Source organism: Arthrobacter sp. S39 (genome assembly GCF_004320525.1).
Taxonomy (GTDB): domain Bacteria; phylum Actinomycetota; class Actinomycetes; order Actinomycetales; family Micrococcaceae; genus Arthrobacter.
On sequence record NZ_SIHX01000006.1, the window covers coordinates 40,490 to 55,754 of the forward strand.

The following is a 15,265-nucleotide window of genomic DNA, read 5'->3' on the forward strand; positions in this document are numbered from 1 at the left end:
GCCTTACTTAGTGATGCGCATGGTGGCGTAGTCGACGATGCCGGACGGCGCCTGGATGGAGAATCCTGCGCGCTGGGCAACGATCTGGGGTTCGCCGACGAAGGGGACGATGTCGTTGTCTTCGAGGATGCTGATCTGCGCCCGTTCGTAGGCCTCGCACCGCTTGGCCTGGTCCGTGGCGGACTGCGCCGTGGCGATCTCGGCCAGGATGTCCGCGTTCTCGCCGCCGCCGATGTTGCGGCCGCCCTTCTCGGTGGGGACGCCGGCGATGCGGGTCAGGGATGCAGCCACGGTGCCGACGAAGTTCGCGTCGCCCTGGATGGTCAGGTCCCAGGTCTCCGGCTTGGTCTGGGTCATGGTGGCCCAGGTGCCGTTGTCCACGAGGCTCAGGTTGACGGTGGCCCCGGCTGCCCGGAGGGCTTCCTGGACGTAGGTGCTGCCTGCACCGTTCGGGCCGATGCTGGTGGTGCCCACCATCTTGAAGGTCTTGCCGGCGAGCACTGCCTTGGCGGCGTCTGCGTCTTCCTTCGTGAAGTGCGAGTTGTCCTTCAGCGAGCAGGCCACCGTGGGGGCGACGATGGAGGTGTAGGGGATTCCCTTGTTGGCGTAGGCGGCGGCGTTGAAGGCCTGCTGGTTCATCAGCTGGGCCACGGCCTTGCGCAGCGCGGGGTCCGTGAAGGGGCTGCCTTCGCGCTGGTTGAAGAGCAGGAAGATTCCGGCGAAAGGCACCGTGGTGACGGTGTAGTCCTTGTTGCCTTCAAAGCGGGCGGTGTCTGCCGGGGCGATGTCCGAGACGTCCATTTCGCCGGTGAGGAGCTGGTTGGCCACGGTGGTCTTGTTGACGCCCGGGAAGAAGCGCACCGTCTTGGCCGGCGTTCCCTCCAGCGACTTGGACCACTTCGGCCAGGCCTTGTAGTCCTCGCGCAGGGTCATGTCGTAGCTGACGCCGTGGCTTGCCTTCGTCAGGGTGTAGGGCCCGGAGAACGCTGCCTGCACGGATCCCTTGGCGAGGCCCTCGAGGTCCGCCAGGCCGGCGGGGCAGATGATGCCGGTCTGGGCCAGGGTGAGTCCGCCGATGAGTTCGGACCAGGGCTGGGCCAGCTTGACCGCCACGGTGCCCGCGGCATCGTCGGCCGTGATGGTGGGCTGACCCGGTCCGAAGACGAGCCTGGCGAAGTTGTTCTTGGTGGCGGGATCAGCGAAGTAGGTCAGGGACTTGGCCACGATGGTGGGGGTGATGACCGTGCCGTCGGCGCAGGTGGCGTCCTTGCGGATGGTCAGTGACGCGTCCGTGGCCGTGGAGGTCCACTCGGTGGCCAGGCCGCCTATGAACTTGCCGTCCGCGTCGCGGCGCACCACGGTGTCGAAGAGGAAGCGGGCTACTTCGTAGTCGTCCTTGGCGTTGGCCTTGGCGGCGTTGAACGTGGTGGGATCCGAGTTCAGCGCGGTCCGGATGGTGTCCGTGGAGGGTCCCGCGCTTCCGCCGGTCCCGGTGCTGGTGGTGCCGCTGCCGGTGGTGCAGCCGGTCAGCAGCAACGCTGCTGCCGCCGCGGCTGCGGCCAGGGCGGTAATTCTTCCGTGCATGGTGTCTCCTCGATACAACGGGATCTGCGAGAAAGTTCGCGAATGAGAAGAGTTTCTCTTATTCAGTCTGCCAAGTCAACGGTTTTTTGTGAGCTGACACACAGCCGTTACCTGGGGGCCGCCGCAATTTACCTGCTGGCAACAATCACCCGACTTATTTGGGCCAATCCGCCGGACCCCCTTGACGAATGACCCAAGAAACGCGAAACTTTTCTCATATGTGACAGCCGCCTCATCTGACTGGCCCCAGTCGACGGGGAGGGCGCAACCCACCGAACCAACCAAAGGTGACAACAATGGCAACAACACTCGAGCTCACGGTCCGCAAGGCCACCTGGACCCGGCTTCCCAAGGAACTCGTGGAAGCCTTCGCCGCCTTCCCCGTGGCCAACATCGGGGACGCCATGGAGCGTTTGGGAATTGTCGACGGCGGCATCAGCGCGGTCTGGGAAGGCGCCCACTGCGTCGGCTCGGCACTGCCGGTCCTGGGCGCGGCAGGCGACAATGCGGCGGTGATCGAGGCCCTCGGCTACATCCAGCCCGGCGACGTGGTGGTTATCAACGGCTTCGGCCACGAGCACCGTGCCCTGATCGGCGAGCAGCTGTCCCAGCGCTTCGAGGCTGCCGGCGCCACAGGCGCCGTGATCGACGGCTACATCCGTGACCGCCACACGATCAGCGAAATCAAGTTCCCGGTCTTCGCCCGCGGCGTCACCCCCGCCGGCCCGTTCAAGAACGGCCCCGGCGTTATCGGCGAACCGGTGGCCATCGGCGGCATCGTGTGCGCCGCCGGTGACATCGTCGCCGCAGACGATGACGGCGTCGTCATCATCCCGCAGGCCCGTGCGGCCGAAATCCTGGAACGCGTCATCGCTGTTGCCGCCCACGAGGCCGAAATGACGGCCGAAATCACCCGCGAATACAGCTGACCGGCGCTTCACCGCGCCAAGGACCAGCCCTAGACTAAGAGAGACCTAATGACTACTGCATCGACGGACTCAGTGGAACTGAATACCGCACAAATCAAGGTTGTCACCGCTGACGGCAAGATGGTGCGCAAGGCGACCATCGCCGGCACCATGGGCTCCTTCGTGGAGTGGTACGACTACGGCATTTACGGCCTGCTGACCACGTACCTGGCCATCAACATCATGGGGTCCAAGGACCTCGGATCGCTCCTGCTGACCAACGTCGGCTTCCTGGTCAGCTTCCTCGCCCGGCCCTTTGGCAGCGTGATCTGCGGCTTCCTGGGCGACAAGCTGGGCCGCAAGAACCTCCTGGCCGTCCTGCTGCTCCTGATCTCCGGCGCCACGGCGTGTATCGGCCTGATCCCCTCCTCGTCCGTGATCGGCTGGGCGGCTCCGGCCCTCCTCATCCTGTTCCGCATCCTGCAGGGCTTCTCCGCCGGCGGCGAGGTGGCGGGCGCCATGGCGTTCGTTGGCGAGTACGCGCACAACAAGCACCGCAACTTCTCCATGAGCTTCATTGCCGTCGGATCGTTCTGCGCGCTGCTGTTCGGCAGTGGGCTCTCCGCCACCCTCATCACCACCCTGGGCGATGCCAACATGGAATCCTGGGCCTGGCGCATCCCGTTCCTGTTCGCCCTTCCGCTGGGCTACGTGGGCTACTACATCCGCTCCAAGATGGAAGACACTCCGCACTTCGCCGCACTGCGTGAACGCAACGAAGTGGAACGCAACCCGCTGAAGGCCGTCTTCACCTCCAAGCGCCACCTGAAGGCCATCGCGCTGACCATCTTCCTGCCCGCCCTCAACGGCCCCGGCTACTACCTCCTGTTCGCCTACATGCCCACGTACCTCAAGACCCAGCTGGGCACGGGCAACAACTTCAGCATGGTGCAGGCCCTGATGGTGACCGCCGTCAGCCTGGTGGCCATCATCATCAGCATCCCGCTCATGGCCCGCCTCTCCGACCGGATCGGCCGCAAGCCCGTCCTGGCCGCCTCCGCCGTCCTGATGGCCCTGGTGTCCTACCCGATGTTCGCGATGATCACCACCGGCAACATGCTGCTGGCCTGCATCGCCACCGTGGTGATGGCCATCGCCTTCTCCGGCCACGCCGCCGTCGTGCACACCGTCCTGACCGAAATGTTCCCGACCACGGTCCGCTACAGCGCGTACAGCATCGGCTTCAGCATCAGCACCATCATCTTCGGCGGCAGCGCCCCGCTGGTGATGACCGAGATCATCAAGTCCACCGGCAACAGCATGGTCCCGGCCTACGCCGCGATCGGCACGGCAATCATCACCCTCACGTCCGTGTACTTCCTGAAGGAAACCAAGGGGCAGCCGCTCCAGACGCACTGAGCAAAAGCGGACGACGGCGGCCTCCCGCCCTTGCCGGCAGGCCGCCGTCGTTGGACCATCCAGCACCACAACAAGAACCTCGGGAGTCACCTTGAGCATCAAATCAGTCGCCGTCGTTGCAGACCTCGGCGAAAGCTACGGAAATTACAGCATCGGCGACGACGAGGCCCTCCTGGGCCTGGTCACGGCGTCGAACATCGCCTGCGGCTTCCACGCCGGGGACCCGCGTGTTATGGACGCCACCGTGAAGTCCTGCGTGGAGCGCGGCATCGAGCTCGGCGCCCACCCCGGCTACCCCGACCTGGTGGGCTTCGGCCGCCGCCTGATCGAGGCCAGCGAAGAGGAAATCCGCACGGACGTCCTCTACCAGATCGGCGCGCTGGACGCCTTCGCCCGCATCCACGGCGGCAAAATCAGCCACGTGGCCCCGCACGGCCGGATGGGCAGCATCGCCCAGACCGACGCCAAGCACGCCCGTGCCATCACGGACGCGATCAAGGCGTACGACCCGTCGTACATCGTGATCTGCCAGAACGGCCTGCTGGCCGACGAATCCCGCAAGCGCGGCCTCGAAGTGGGCTACGTCTTCCTGGCGGACCGCGGCTACGGCGAGGACGGCATGCCGGTCTCCCGCAACACCGACGGCGCCCTGCTGCACGATCCCGAAGAGATCGGCCGCCGGGTTGTCCAGGTGGTCACCGAAGGAACCGTCCGCGCCGTCACCGGCAAGGTGGTCCCCCTCGGCCACGATGCCGACGTCGTCCTCCTCCACGGCGACCACCCGCAGGTCCTGGAGAACGGCACCGCCCTCCGCGCGGCCTTGGAGAAGGCCGGCGTCAAGGCGACCGGCCTGCAGGAAGTCCTCGCCGAGAAAGCCAAGGCGGCCGCGGCCTGACCGCCGCTTCCGCCTCCTGGCCCGTCCGCCCCTGACCGCCGCCCGCCCCACCGAGCAGGACATATGACCACGCAAACACCGCCAGCAGCGAACCTCAGCCGGGCACCCGGCATTGAGGCGAACCCGTTTGGCGATTCAGCCCTCATGCTGGGCATCGCCGACGACGACCCCGAGGTCAGGCGGGCCGGCGCCAGGAGGCTGCGGGACATCCTGCTGGAGGTCCGGCCGTACGGGGTACTGAACCTGGTGGCGGGCGCGGAATCGCTGCTGGTGGAGTTCGACTGCCTGGCGGTCAGCCACGGCCAGCTCGCCCAGACAATCAGGCTTGCCGTGGCCGGCCTGGGGCTTGAAGCCACCGGGCCGGTCCCGGGGGCGAAAGACTTTGTGATCCCCATGGTGGTCAGCGAGGAGTTCGCGCCGGACCTTCCCGGGGTGGCCGAGGAGCTGGGACTCAGCCAGGAAGCCACGCTTGAGGCGCTCGCCTCGTCGGTGCTCACCATCAACCTCCTGGCGGCCGCGATGGCACCGATGATGGCCGGGGTTAGGTTCCCGGGCCAGGTGAGCAGGTGCGCCGAGCCCCGGACGGACGTTGCCGCGGGTTCGGTCATGGTGGCCGGCACCAGCGCCATCATCCAGCCGTTCCCCGGACCCACCGGCTGGAAGGTGATCGGCCGCACGCCCCTGACCGTCTGCGATATCCGGGAGGATCCGGCAACGTCGTACCGTCCCGGCGACCGGGTCAGGTTCACGGTCATCCCCGAAAGCCAGTGGGCGGAGCTGGAAGGCCAGTTCCTCCGGCCCGCACCCGCCGCAGACCAACAGCCCGCACCCCAGCAGGAAGGCGGCACCCATGGCAGCGAAGCCTGAGCAGGCGGTCACCCTTTCGATCAGCGAGGCCGGCTGGCTGTCCACGTTCCAGGATCTGGGACGCGAGGACTCCGAGTTCATGGGGGTCCCCTGCGGGGGTGCCGCCGACCAGCATTCCGCGGCCACAGCCAACATCCTGGTGGGCAACCGGCGAGGGGCGGCCCTGCTGGAAATCATGGGCGGACGCTTCGCCTTCACCCCGTCGCATGACATCTTCATCTCCATCACCGGCACCCCCGCAGAAGTAACTGTCGGGGGAGTCCCGGTGCCGTTGTGGCAGCCGGTCTGCGTGCCGGCCCGGACCAAAGTGGTCATCTCCAAGGCAACCGGCGGCATGCGCAACTACCTGGCCTTCAGCGGCGACCTGGACACCCCGAGGTTCATGGGCAGCGCTGCGCCGGAATCCCGGATGGGGTTCCCGCAGCGGCTGGCCGCGGGCCAGCAGGTGGGGCTCGCCAGCCGGTACCGGGGCTTCAGCCAGCCCTACCTGGGCCAGCCGCTCTTTCGGCTGCCGGTTCCGGTGCCCGACTTCAGCCCCGACGTCTGGACTGTGGAGGTGGTGGACGGGCCCGAAACGGACAGGACCCCCGGCATCCGGGAGCTCCTGAGCGGCAGCACCTACACCGTGGGCGGAAAATCCGACCACGTGGGCCTCCGCCTGGACGGACCGGTCATCCATCCGGAAGGGCTGGGCGAGATCGTGTCGCACGGCGTCCCGATCGGCGCTTTCGAGATCCCGCACGGCGACGAACTGATCATCCTGGGCCGCTCACGCACCCTGACGGCGGGCTACCCCATCGTGGCGGTGGCGACGAAGGCCTCGCTGCCGCTCCTGGGCCAGGCCAGCCCCGGCCGGAAGATGACCTTCCGCTGGGTCAGCCAGGAGGCCGCCGTCGAACGCTGGCGGGAACAGCAGCGGCTGCTCTGCGCGCTGGAGGAGCGGGTGCACAACCTGTTCGCCGCCGTCGGGCTTCCCTTCGCGGACGAGACGGATTCCGAGACCCCGCCCGGCACCCGCGCCGCCTAAAAGGGTTGACGCCCCCAGTTTCAAATGAGAAACTATTCTCATATCTAATTTGGTTCTTGTTTTAGCCGGGTTTCCCGGCTGCCACTGCCGCGCTGCCTCCCGCAGCGTGCCGGACGAAAGAGACGCATCATGGAGCTTCTGAATGGCAAGGTTGCCATCATCACCGGCGCCGGCACCGGCATGGGCCGCGAAACGGCCAAGCTGCTCGCCGCCGAAGGCGCCACCATGGTGCTCGTGGGCCGCCGGCAGGACGTGCTGGATGAACTGTCGGCCGAGATTTCAGCAGACGGCGGCAAGTCCTACGTCCGCACCGCCGACATCGCCAGCAAGGCCGACGTGGATGCCCTGGTGGACTGGATCCACGAAAACGTGGGCCTGGTGGACATCCTCATCAACAACGCCGGGAGCGCCAGCAAGGTCCTGAATGTGCGCTGGATCGCCGAAGAGGAATGGAACCAGGTCCTGGACGTGAACCTGAACGCTGTCTTCCTGCTTACCCAGGCGGTGTTGCCGGACATGCTCAGCCGCAACACCGGCTCCATCATCACCGTCTCCTCGCTGGCCGCCGTGACGCCGAACCTGCTGGGCGGTGCGGCGTACGGGGCTGCGAAGGCGGCGGTCCGGAACTTCATGACGTACCTGCACACCACGTTCCGCAACGAGGGACTGCGCGCCGTGACCATCCTCCCGGGTGAAACTGCCACGCCCATCCTGGACAACCGGGCCCGCCCGCCGCGCCAGGAGGAACGGGACGCCATGGTCCAGCCGGAGGACGTGGCCCGGGCCATCCACCTGGTGGCCACGCTGCCCCAGCGGACGGTGGTCCAGGAACTGGTCATCGCCCCCACCGTGCAGCGCGACACCTCCGGTGACATTGAAATCAGCCGCTGGACCGGCGCCCCCGAAGCCGACCTCCCGCAAACCCGTACATAGCGCGGCCCCCAAACAAAACGCGGCCGGGACCCTTCCGCCGCCCCTGACTACCCTCTGCCTCCCTGTCTGAAAGGACACCGTCGTGACCACTCCTGCAGCACCCAGCATCCTCAGCTTCCGTCCTTCCGACGCCGTCCAGCGTGTGCTCCAGACGTCGCTGCGCGTCCAGCAGCCGCAGTCCAGCGGAGACCTGGTGTCCCTGGCCATGGGCGAACCGGACTTTGACACCCCGCAGCAGGTCCGCGACGCCGCGGCGAAGGCCCTGCAGGACGGCTACACCCACTACTCGCCGCTGCTCGGCGAGCCGGTCCTGCGCGACGAACTGGCCGTGCGGATCGGCGCCCTGCTGGGATCGCCGGTCAGCACCAACGATGTGCTGATCACCCAGGGCGGCACGGCCGGGCTGGCCGCCGCGATCCTCGGCGCCGTCAACCCGGGCGACAAGGTGGTCATCCCGGATCCCACCTACTCCCTCTACGCGGACCTGGTCAGCATGGCCGGCGGCACGATCGTTCCGGTGCCCCTCGCCGAGGACCTGCACTGGGACCTGGAAGCGCTGGCCGGCGCCCTCCACGGGGCGAAAATGTTCGTCTTCTGCAACCCGTCCAACCCCACCGGAATCGTCCATTCCCGCGCGGAGCTCGAAGCCCTGGCCACCATGGTCGCCGGCACCGACATCCTGGTCCTCTCCGACGAGGCCTACAGCGACCTGGTCTACACGCCGGAGCCGTTCACCTCCGCCCTGGAAATCGAGGGTCTCGCGGGCCGCACCATCTACTGCCAGACCTTCTCCAAGAGCTATGCCATGACCGGCTGGCGGGTGGGTTACCTCTGGGGTCCGGCGGATGTCATCGCCTCCGCTGCGAGGGTCCACAACACCTTCAACGGCTCCATGAACACGGCAGTCCAGCTGGCCGCGCTCACGGCGCTGCAGACCTGCGGCCCTGACATTGAGCGGATGCACGCCTCCTACGCGTTCCGCCGCGAACTGATGTACAACGGCCTGAAGAACATCCCGGGGCTCACGGTCAGCTCACCGGAGGGCGCGTTCTACCTTTTCCCGAAGTACGACGCCGACCTGCCGGCTTCCGGGATGGTGGCGCACCTGCGCAGCCACGGCGTGGCAGTCCGTCCCGGCAGCGAGTTCGGCCGCAACGGCGAGCACCACCTGCGGCTCTCCTACGCCGCCAGCGCCGAGGCCATCACCGCCGGCGTGGAACGGCTCGCGGCCGGCCTCGCAGCCTTGAAGTAGCGCTGTTGGCTACCACCGCCGCGGCTCCGGGACTGCGCAGCGATACGCTGCGCAACCGGAAGCTCATCATCCGTTCCGCCGGAAAGCTGTTCGCCGAAGGCCGGCAGGCCACCATGGCGGACATAGCCCGCGCCGCCGAGGTCTCAACGGCCACGGCCTACCGGCATTTCGCCTCCGTGGACGAGGTCCTGGCCCGGTTCCGGTTCGAGGTGGGCAGCGAACTCCTGGAGTTCAGCCAGCAGCAGCAGGCCACGGGGCTGGAGCTGCTGCGCCTCGTCAGTACCAAGTGGGTCACCCTGGTGGTGACCCACGGCCGCGCGATGGTCCACACCCGGTCCGGCGAAGGCTACCTGGCGCGGCTGCGCACCGGTGCCACGCACCTGACCGTGCAGGCCGATGCCCTGAGCGCTGCGCTTCGGGACACGTGCCTGGAACTCGGCGTGGACGATCCCGGCGATGAGGCCATGTTCCTGTGGAACGTCCTCTTCGACCCGCGTGAAATCTTCGACCTCATTGAGACCCTGGGACTGGGCCCCGACGAGACCGCCCGGCGGCTCGTAGCCACGCTGGTGGGGGCCTTGAAGGGCTGGTGCGGCCCGATCGGCGGGCACAGGCAATAAGCTTGGTACGCAACAGAAAGGGGCCCGGGAATGCGAAGCGATACCCAACGTAACCGCAGGGAACTGGTCAACGCGGCCGGTGCACTGTTTGCCGCCCGGCGGGGGCCCATCAACATGACGGACATCGCCAAGCACGCCGAGATCTCCACGGCCACGGCCTACCGGCATTTCGCGTCCGTCGAGGACGTCCTGGCCGAGTACCGCTTCAACGTGGGCCACAAGCTTCGTGACTACAGCCTCAAGCAGACCACCAGCGGCCTTGAACTCCTGGAAGCGGTCAGCCGCAAATGGGTGGACCTAGTGGTCAAGCACGGCGGCGCCATGCTGTACACACGTTCCGGCGAGGGATACCTCGCCCGGCTGCGGACCGGAGCCTTCTACCTCACGGTCCAGGCCGAGGCCCTGCAGCGCCCGCTGGAGGAAGCCTGTGCCGAGCTGGGACTGAGCCCTTTGGGGGACGAGGCAATGTTCCTGTGGAACATCCTGTTTGATCCCCGTGAAATCCTTGACCTGATCAACACGGTGGGCCTGAACAAGACGCAGGCCACTGAGCGGCTGGTCGCCGCGCTTCGGGGTGCCCTGGTTGGCTGGGACGAAAACAAGTCCGCGGCCACGGACTGAACCCCGGGACTAGTTCGCCAGCCGCACGCTGCGGAGTGTGATCCCGCGCATCTCGCTGCGGATCCTCTCGGGCGGAACTGCGGCCAGGGATGCGACTTCGAAGAGGTCCAGCTGGTCTGTCTTCAGCGCCATCACGGTGAGGGACCGGCGTCGTACTTCCAGCGCGCTCTTATGCCCGACGGCGGCAGCCAGGGCCTGCGTGCGGCCGCGGATCGCGTCGAGGTGCGTCTCGGCCGGCCAGCCTGCCGGCTGCAGCTCCGTGTAACCGGCGCCGATCCGCCGTCGGACCTCCAGTTTGCTGACTCCTGCGGCGTCCGCGATCCTGGCCACCGGGATGCCGTCGGCCAGGGCCTGGGCAACGCTGTCGTTCCGCAGCCGAAGGGCGCCCCGGACGCTGCTGTCCGCCTGCGCCACCTGCTGGCGGTTCAGTGCCAGTTCGTGGCGCAGCGTTTCCTGGTCGATGGGTTCGAACCGGCGGCGCCGGCCTGCCCGCAGCGGCTGGACGGCCACGTCAGTGCTTGTCCGCTTCCGGGGCCAGGACCCAGACCACCGGCGCGCCGTCAAAGGAAGGCATGAGGCTGCCCTCGAAGAACACCTGGCCGTCCTGCCGCTCGCCGTTCGGGCTCCACCGGCCGCTGACAGGACAGTGCGAACCGGTGCCCGCCGTCATGGCCCGGAGGGGCCGGCAGCGCAGGGTGGGTGCTTTGAAAGTCTGAATCATGTTCTTGCTCCTGATGCCTGGGGCTGCGTTGTTATTGGTCGCGGAACGAGATGAGCACCTTGCCGGACCGGGTGGGGTCCTTGGCAAGGTCGAAGGCCTTCAGTGCCTCCGATGACGGGAATTCGTGGGTGACCACCGGGTCCACATACAGCGAGCCGTCGGCCAGGGCAGTGAGCACGTCGTCGATCTCGCTGTTGAAGCGGAACGAACCGACGAGTTCGAGTTCCCGGGTGATGGCCAGCGAGATGGGGACGGGCTGGTCGCCGCTGGGCAGGAGGCCCACCATGACCACTTTGCCGCCGCGCATGGCGCCGCGGAGTGCTGAGGCCAGGCCGCGGTGGTTTCCGGAGGATTCCAGCACAACGTCGGCCTGGACGGCTTCGATGGCCTCAGCGTCGGTGGCCAGGATGGTGCCCGTTGCCCCCACGGCCCGGGCAATCTTGAGGGGAGCTTCATGCATGTCGACGGCGATGATTTCGGCCGCGCCGGCGCGTTTGGCCACTGCCACGATGAGGCTGCCGATCGGTCCGCTGCCGATCACCAGGACGCGCTTGCCGTTCAGGTCACCGGCCTGGGAGACGGCGTGCCAGGCGACGCTGGCGGGTTCGGCGAGGGCGGCTGCCCTTAGAGTCAGGCCTGCGGGGAGCGGGCGGAGCATCCTGGCGGGCAGGACGGAATACCGGCTGAAGGCGCCCTGGGTGTGCGGGACGCGGGCGGCGCTGCCCAGGTAGGTGCAGCCGGGGGAGAGATTGGGCCTGTCCGCGGGATAGCGGACGACGTCTCCGCCCGGTGTGGCGGGGTGGACGGCAACGTCGGTGCCTGCTGCCGGGCCGGAGCCGTCGGCGGCCGCCTGGACCACCGTGCCCACCACTTCGTGGCCCAGCACCAGCGGGGCACGCAGAATGGATTCACCGGCTGCGCCGTGGAGCCAGTAGTGCAGGTCGGAGCCGCAGATTCCGCCGTAGGCGATGTCCACCACCGCCTCGTGGGGTTCAGGTGCGGCGTGCTCGAAGGCTTCGATCCGGAGGTCGCCGACGCCGTGGACGACGACGGCCGGGCCCGTTACCGGGTTGGTTGTTGTTGTTGTTGTTGCCATGTCAGACCACCACTGTCATTCCGCCGTCGATGAAGATTGTTTGTCCGTTCACGTAGTTGGACGCGTCCGAGGCGAGCCAGGTGACCGGCCCGGACAGGTCGTCCACGGTTCCCCAGCGGCCTGCAGGGGTCCTGCCGAGGATCCACGAGTTGAAGGCCTCGTCGTCGACGAGGGGCTGGGTCATTTCGGTGTGGATGTAGCCGGGGGCGATGCCGTTGATCTGCAGCCCCTGGCCGGCCCATTCTGCGGTCATGGCACGGGTGAGGTTGCGCAGTCCGCCCTTCGCCGCGGTGTACGCGCCGATCGTGGGGCGGGCGAGGTCTGACTGGACGGAGCCGATGTTGATGATCTTGCCGCGCTGGCGCTCCAGCATCCGGCGGGCTGCTTCGCGGCCCACCAGGAAGGCACTGGTCAGGTCGGTGGCCAGCACCCTGTTCCAGTCGGCGACGTCGAGCTCCAGCAGGGGCACCCGGTGCTGGATGCCGGCGTTGTTCACGAGGATGTCAAGCGGGCCGTAAGTGGCTTCGGCATGGGCAACTCCGGCGGCCACGGCGTCCTCGGCGGTGATGTCGAAGGAGACGGCACCAACCTGGTCCTCACCGAAAATTCCGGCCAGCTCTTTCCTGGTGGCTTCCAGCCGGGCCGGGTCCAGGCCGTGGAGCACCACGGCGGCTCCGGCTCGGGCCAGGCCGCCGGCCAGGGCCTTCCCGATGCCCCGGCTTGATCCCGTGATCAGAGCTGTTCGCCCGGTGAGGTCAAAGGGTGATGGGTGGTCCATGGAGGGTGCCTCTTCTCGACGTTCTCTTGGCTGTCATCTGTGTGCTTCAGCGCCTCTTTGAGCCTACGTCTGGGCATGCACAGAGTCAAGAACTATTTCTCATTTGCGAGAAGATTATTGTTTTTTCCGGATTGGTTATAAGGGGAGGGGCCTGTTCTCAACAGCGCTTTTCATCACGAGCGTGGAGCTCAGGCGCTGGACGCCGGGGAGGGTGGATATGCGTTCTCGCAGGCAGCGAAGATGCCTCTGGGCACCTCGTTCCGGGCGCAGGCGCACCTTTGCGGTGTGCTGAGCGGGGCTACCCGGCGTCCGTAGAAGCCGTGCTGCGGTGAGCAAGTGTCCGCAGGATTCCGGTGTGGTCGAGGGCGCCGTCGCCACTTGCGACCATTGCCTCGAACAGACCCGCGACCGTTTTGCTCAGGGGCAGCTCCAGATGTGCTGTGGCTGCTTCGCCCAGCACAAAGTTAAGGTCCTTGAGCTGGTTCTGGGCACTGCCGCCACCGGTGAAGTCCTCGTCGATCCATCGGTGCCCTTTTTGGCGCAGGATCTCGGAGTCAGCCAGCCCGCCTCGGAGTAGTTCCAGCATTACCGATGTATCAAGTCCTCCGCCGCGTGCCAGGAGCATGGCCTCGGAAATTGCTGTGATCGTGCCGGCGACGACGATCTGGTTGCAGGCCTTGGCGAGTGCGCCAGATCCTCCCGGTCCCATGTGGCGGATGGTGCTTCCGATGTACTGGAAGGCCGCGGCGGCTGCGTTTAGTGCGTCCTTGTCACCGCCCACCATGATGCTCAGGGTGCCGTTTTCTGCTCCTACCGTGCCGCCGCTGACGGGTGCGTCCAGGACGCTGACGCCGTGGTCTCGGAGCAGGCGTTCCCCAAAGGCCGCCACTCCACCGGGCGAAACGGTCCCGTGCACCACGAGGATGGGCCGGGCGATGCCCTTGGCGGCCCATCCTGCCAACAGTCCGTCTTCTCCTGGCAGCAGCGACTCAACGTGGCTGAGGTCCGGCAAAACGGTGAGAACGATGTCCGCTGCGGCTTCAAAGGGTGAGCGGGCAACGCCGGCACCCAGATTCGCGAGAGCTTCAGACTTCGAAGACGTCCGGTTCCAGACGGTCAGTCGGCCGTAGCCAGCGAGGAGTCGGCGGGCCATGGGTTCACCCATCGGGCCAAGCCCCATGAGGGCAAGCGCGGATCGGTCGGATTCCATCATGGGGTCCTTAGGGTTGCGTTCAGTGAGTCGTTCGACGGCGTCGTCGGGCTCCATCATGATGACTGCAGTACAGAATGGAACCGGTACACTTTTGTACCATACTCCTCAGGGGTGTGTGAACCCGATGGGCTACTTCGCCAGCTGCAGCCGCGCCACGCTGGAGCGCTCGACAAGTTCGGCGGAGACCCGTATGACGGTCGCGTTGCCCGGGGCCCGCCCCGAGGTGTTCGCCAAAGCCAGTTGCACCGAGTGCCGGGCCAGCAGATCTATCGGTTGGCGAACAATGGTCAGGGGCGGGGTCATGAGTTCGGTCCAGGGTGAATCTTCGAACACGATCACAGACATGGCTCCCGGTATTGCGATCCCGGCATGGGAAAGGCGCTTCAGGACCTCCGTTACCTGCGCCGTATTCGCCACAACCAGGGCGGTCGGGGGATCCTCAAGGTTGAGCAAGGCGGATGCCGCGTCCCCGCCTGCCGCGCCGCGAAAGGCAGCGGAACGGATGAGGAGCTCGTCCTGCTCCAGTCCGGCAGCTTCCAGGGCTTCCCGGTAACCGGCGATCCTGTCCCGCCCGGTCGTGGACGTCGCCGGGCCGGAGATGATGCCGATGCGGCGGTGGCCGTGCGCCGCGAGCAGCGCCGTAGCCGACCGCCCCGATTCGAAGTTGTCGATGCTGACAACATCGACCTCGGGGAGCGTGGGGATGGAGCGGTCAACGAAGACCACGTCGGTGCCGAGCGCCTGAAGCTTTTTCCAGATCTCCTGATTGTTGCCGGTCGGGGTCGCGATGATCCCGCTGACCCTGCGTTCGATGAGCGTCGCCAGTCGCTCGGCTTCCAGGTGGTCGTCCTCCTGCGTCGTCATCAGGAGCACCTGAATGCCGCGCGCATGAGCCTCCTGCACGACCCGATCAGCCAGGCGGGCAAAGAAGGGGTTGGAGACGTCAGCCAACAGCAAACCCAGGGTGGTGGGTGGACCGAATTTCAGCTCCCTTGCCGCAGTTCGGGGATGGTAGCCAAGGCTCTGCATGACCTCATTCACCCTGGTCCGCGTGGCGGCTGCGACCGGGCCAGACCCCGGGTTGAGCACCCGGGAGACGACCGCCACGGACACGCCGGCAGCCTGCGCGACATCACGGATAGTCGGTTGTTTCTGCACGCCTACTCCTCGCATGGCACTTTCGGGACATTTGCAACTTTTTTCAGCCTAGGGCTTGACCTGAGCCCAACCCCTATGACATAAAAGTGTAACCGGTTCCACTTCGTTTACCCACCCAGGTATCTCGGTAGTCTTTAGCCTCAATGCAGAGCGGCTGAGTCTTGGAAGCGAAG

Annotated in this window: 16 protein-coding genes; 9 read left to right on the plus strand and 7 right to left on the minus strand. The window is 66.6% G+C overall.

Annotated elements, in window-relative coordinates; all coding sequences use genetic code 11:
- Positions 1 to 3: 3 nt before the first annotated feature.
- A complete protein-coding gene (locus tag EYS21_RS13255) occupies positions 4 to 1,584 on the minus strand; it encodes an ABC transporter substrate-binding protein (RefSeq protein ID WP_131133680.1) in 1,581 nt (526 codons plus the stop codon).
- A 296-nt stretch (positions 1,585 to 1,880) separates the two neighbouring features.
- On the opposite strand from EYS21_RS13255, the gene EYS21_RS13260 reads away from it, so the two are divergent.
- The 9 genes from EYS21_RS13260 (at position 1,881) to EYS21_RS13300 (ending at position 10,126) form a co-directional block, all read left to right on the plus strand.
- Positions 1,881 to 2,513, plus strand: coding sequence for an RraA family protein (locus EYS21_RS13260; RefSeq protein WP_131133681.1), 633 nt, complete (start codon positions 1,881 to 1,883; stop codon positions 2,511 to 2,513).
- Between the two features lie 48 nt (positions 2,514 to 2,561).
- Positions 2,562 to 3,911 (plus strand): MFS transporter, encoded by a 1,350-nt coding sequence (locus EYS21_RS13265; RefSeq protein WP_131133682.1) that lies wholly within the window; start codon positions 2,562 to 2,564, stop codon positions 3,909 to 3,911.
- Between the two features lie 91 nt (positions 3,912 to 4,002).
- The gene (locus tag EYS21_RS13270) at positions 4,003 to 4,806 is read left to right on the plus strand and encodes a 5-oxoprolinase subunit PxpA (protein ID WP_131133683.1); all 804 of its coding nucleotides are present in this window, start codon (positions 4,003 to 4,005) and stop codon (positions 4,804 to 4,806) included.
- A gap of 63 nt (positions 4,807 to 4,869) precedes the next feature.
- Complete coding sequence (locus EYS21_RS13275) at positions 4,870 to 5,673, plus strand: carboxyltransferase domain-containing protein (RefSeq protein WP_131133684.1); 804 nt, start codon at positions 4,870 to 4,872, stop codon at positions 5,671 to 5,673.
- Positions 5,657 to 6,700: a biotin-dependent carboxyltransferase family protein gene (locus tag EYS21_RS13280; protein WP_131133685.1), complete on the plus strand. Its 1,044-nt coding sequence runs from the start codon at positions 5,657 to 5,659 to the stop codon at positions 6,698 to 6,700. Before EYS21_RS13275 ends, EYS21_RS13280 begins: the two co-directional genes overlap by 17 nt.
- 129 nt (positions 6,701 to 6,829) lie before the next feature.
- Positions 6,830 to 7,633, plus strand: a complete 804-nt coding sequence (locus EYS21_RS13285) for an SDR family NAD(P)-dependent oxidoreductase (protein WP_131133686.1) — start codon at positions 6,830 to 6,832, stop codon at positions 7,631 to 7,633.
- Positions 7,634 to 7,715: 82 nt separating this feature from the next.
- Complete coding sequence (locus tag EYS21_RS13290) at positions 7,716 to 8,885, plus strand: aminotransferase class I/II-fold pyridoxal phosphate-dependent enzyme (protein ID WP_131133687.1); 1,170 nt, start codon at positions 7,716 to 7,718, stop codon at positions 8,883 to 8,885.
- A gap of 5 nt (positions 8,886 to 8,890) precedes the next feature.
- The gene (locus tag EYS21_RS13295; RefSeq protein ID WP_242633420.1) at positions 8,891 to 9,505 is read left to right on the plus strand and encodes a TetR/AcrR family transcriptional regulator; all 615 of its coding nucleotides are present in this window, start codon (positions 8,891 to 8,893) and stop codon (positions 9,503 to 9,505) included.
- A 30-nt stretch (positions 9,506 to 9,535) separates the two neighbouring features.
- Positions 9,536 to 10,126 carry a TetR family transcriptional regulator gene (locus EYS21_RS13300; protein WP_131133688.1) on the plus strand — a complete coding sequence of 197 codons (591 nt, stop codon included), beginning with the start codon at positions 9,536 to 9,538 and terminating at the stop codon, positions 10,124 to 10,126.
- Between the two features lie 9 nt (positions 10,127 to 10,135).
- Here the strand turns inward: EYS21_RS13300 and EYS21_RS13305 are convergent, their stop codons facing one another.
- The 6 genes from EYS21_RS13305 to EYS21_RS13335 form a co-directional block, all read right to left on the minus strand.
- Positions 10,136 to 10,636: a hypothetical protein gene (locus tag EYS21_RS13305; protein WP_131133689.1), complete on the minus strand. Its 501-nt coding sequence runs from the start codon at positions 10,634 to 10,636 to the stop codon at positions 10,136 to 10,138.
- A gap of 1 nt (position 10,637) precedes the next feature.
- Positions 10,638 to 10,847 (minus strand): hypothetical protein, encoded by a 210-nt coding sequence (locus EYS21_RS13310; protein ID WP_131133690.1) that lies wholly within the window; start codon positions 10,845 to 10,847, stop codon positions 10,638 to 10,640.
- A gap of 31 nt (positions 10,848 to 10,878) precedes the next feature.
- Positions 10,879 to 11,943: an L-idonate 5-dehydrogenase gene (locus tag EYS21_RS13315; protein ID WP_131133691.1), complete on the minus strand. Its 1,065-nt coding sequence runs from the start codon at positions 11,941 to 11,943 to the stop codon at positions 10,879 to 10,881.
- 1 nt (position 11,944) lies between these two features.
- Positions 11,945 to 12,721: an SDR family oxidoreductase gene (locus tag EYS21_RS13320; protein WP_131133692.1), complete on the minus strand. Its 777-nt coding sequence runs from the start codon at positions 12,719 to 12,721 to the stop codon at positions 11,945 to 11,947.
- Between the two features lie 298 nt (positions 12,722 to 13,019).
- On the minus strand, positions 13,020 to 13,991 hold the full coding sequence (locus EYS21_RS13330; protein WP_242633421.1) for an NAD(P)-dependent oxidoreductase: 972 nt from the start codon (positions 13,989 to 13,991) through the stop codon (positions 13,020 to 13,022).
- 72 nt (positions 13,992 to 14,063) lie between these two features.
- Positions 14,064 to 15,092, minus strand: a complete 1,029-nt coding sequence (locus EYS21_RS13335) for a LacI family DNA-binding transcriptional regulator (protein WP_131133693.1) — start codon at positions 15,090 to 15,092, stop codon at positions 14,064 to 14,066.
- Positions 15,093 to 15,265: the final 173 nt, after the last annotated feature.

Bases quoted from the DNA above. Each gene is read 5' to 3' on its own strand.
- EYS21_RS13260 (WP_131133681.1), top strand. From the start codon at position 1,881: ATGGCAACAACACTCGAGCTCACGGTCCGCAAGGCCACCTGGACCCGG.
- EYS21_RS13300 (WP_131133688.1), top strand. From the start codon at position 9,536: ATGCGAAGCGATACCCAACGTAACCGCAGGGAACTGGTCAACGCGGCC.
- EYS21_RS13255 (WP_131133680.1), bottom strand. From the start codon at position 1,584: ATGCACGGAAGAATTACCGCCCTGGCCGCAGCCGCGGCGGCAGCAGCG.
- EYS21_RS13330 (WP_242633421.1), bottom strand. From the start codon at position 13,991: ATGATGGAGCCCGACGACGCCGTCGAACGACTCACTGAACGCAACCCT.
- EYS21_RS13285 (WP_131133686.1), top strand. From the start codon at position 6,830: ATGGAGCTTCTGAATGGCAAGGTTGCCATCATCACCGGCGCCGGCACC.
- EYS21_RS13280 (WP_131133685.1), top strand. From the start codon at position 5,657: ATGGCAGCGAAGCCTGAGCAGGCGGTCACCCTTTCGATCAGCGAGGCC.
- EYS21_RS13265 (WP_131133682.1), top strand. From the start codon at position 2,562: ATGACTACTGCATCGACGGACTCAGTGGAACTGAATACCGCACAAATC.
- EYS21_RS13310 (WP_131133690.1), bottom strand. From the start codon at position 10,847: ATGATTCAGACTTTCAAAGCACCCACCCTGCGCTGCCGGCCCCTCCGG.
- EYS21_RS13320 (WP_131133692.1), bottom strand. From the start codon at position 12,721: ATGGACCACCCATCACCCTTTGACCTCACCGGGCGAACAGCTCTGATC.
- EYS21_RS13275 (WP_131133684.1), top strand. From the start codon at position 4,870: ATGACCACGCAAACACCGCCAGCAGCGAACCTCAGCCGGGCACCCGGC.
- EYS21_RS13315 (WP_131133691.1), bottom strand. From the start codon at position 11,943: ATGGCAACAACAACAACAACAACCAACCCGGTAACGGGCCCGGCCGTC.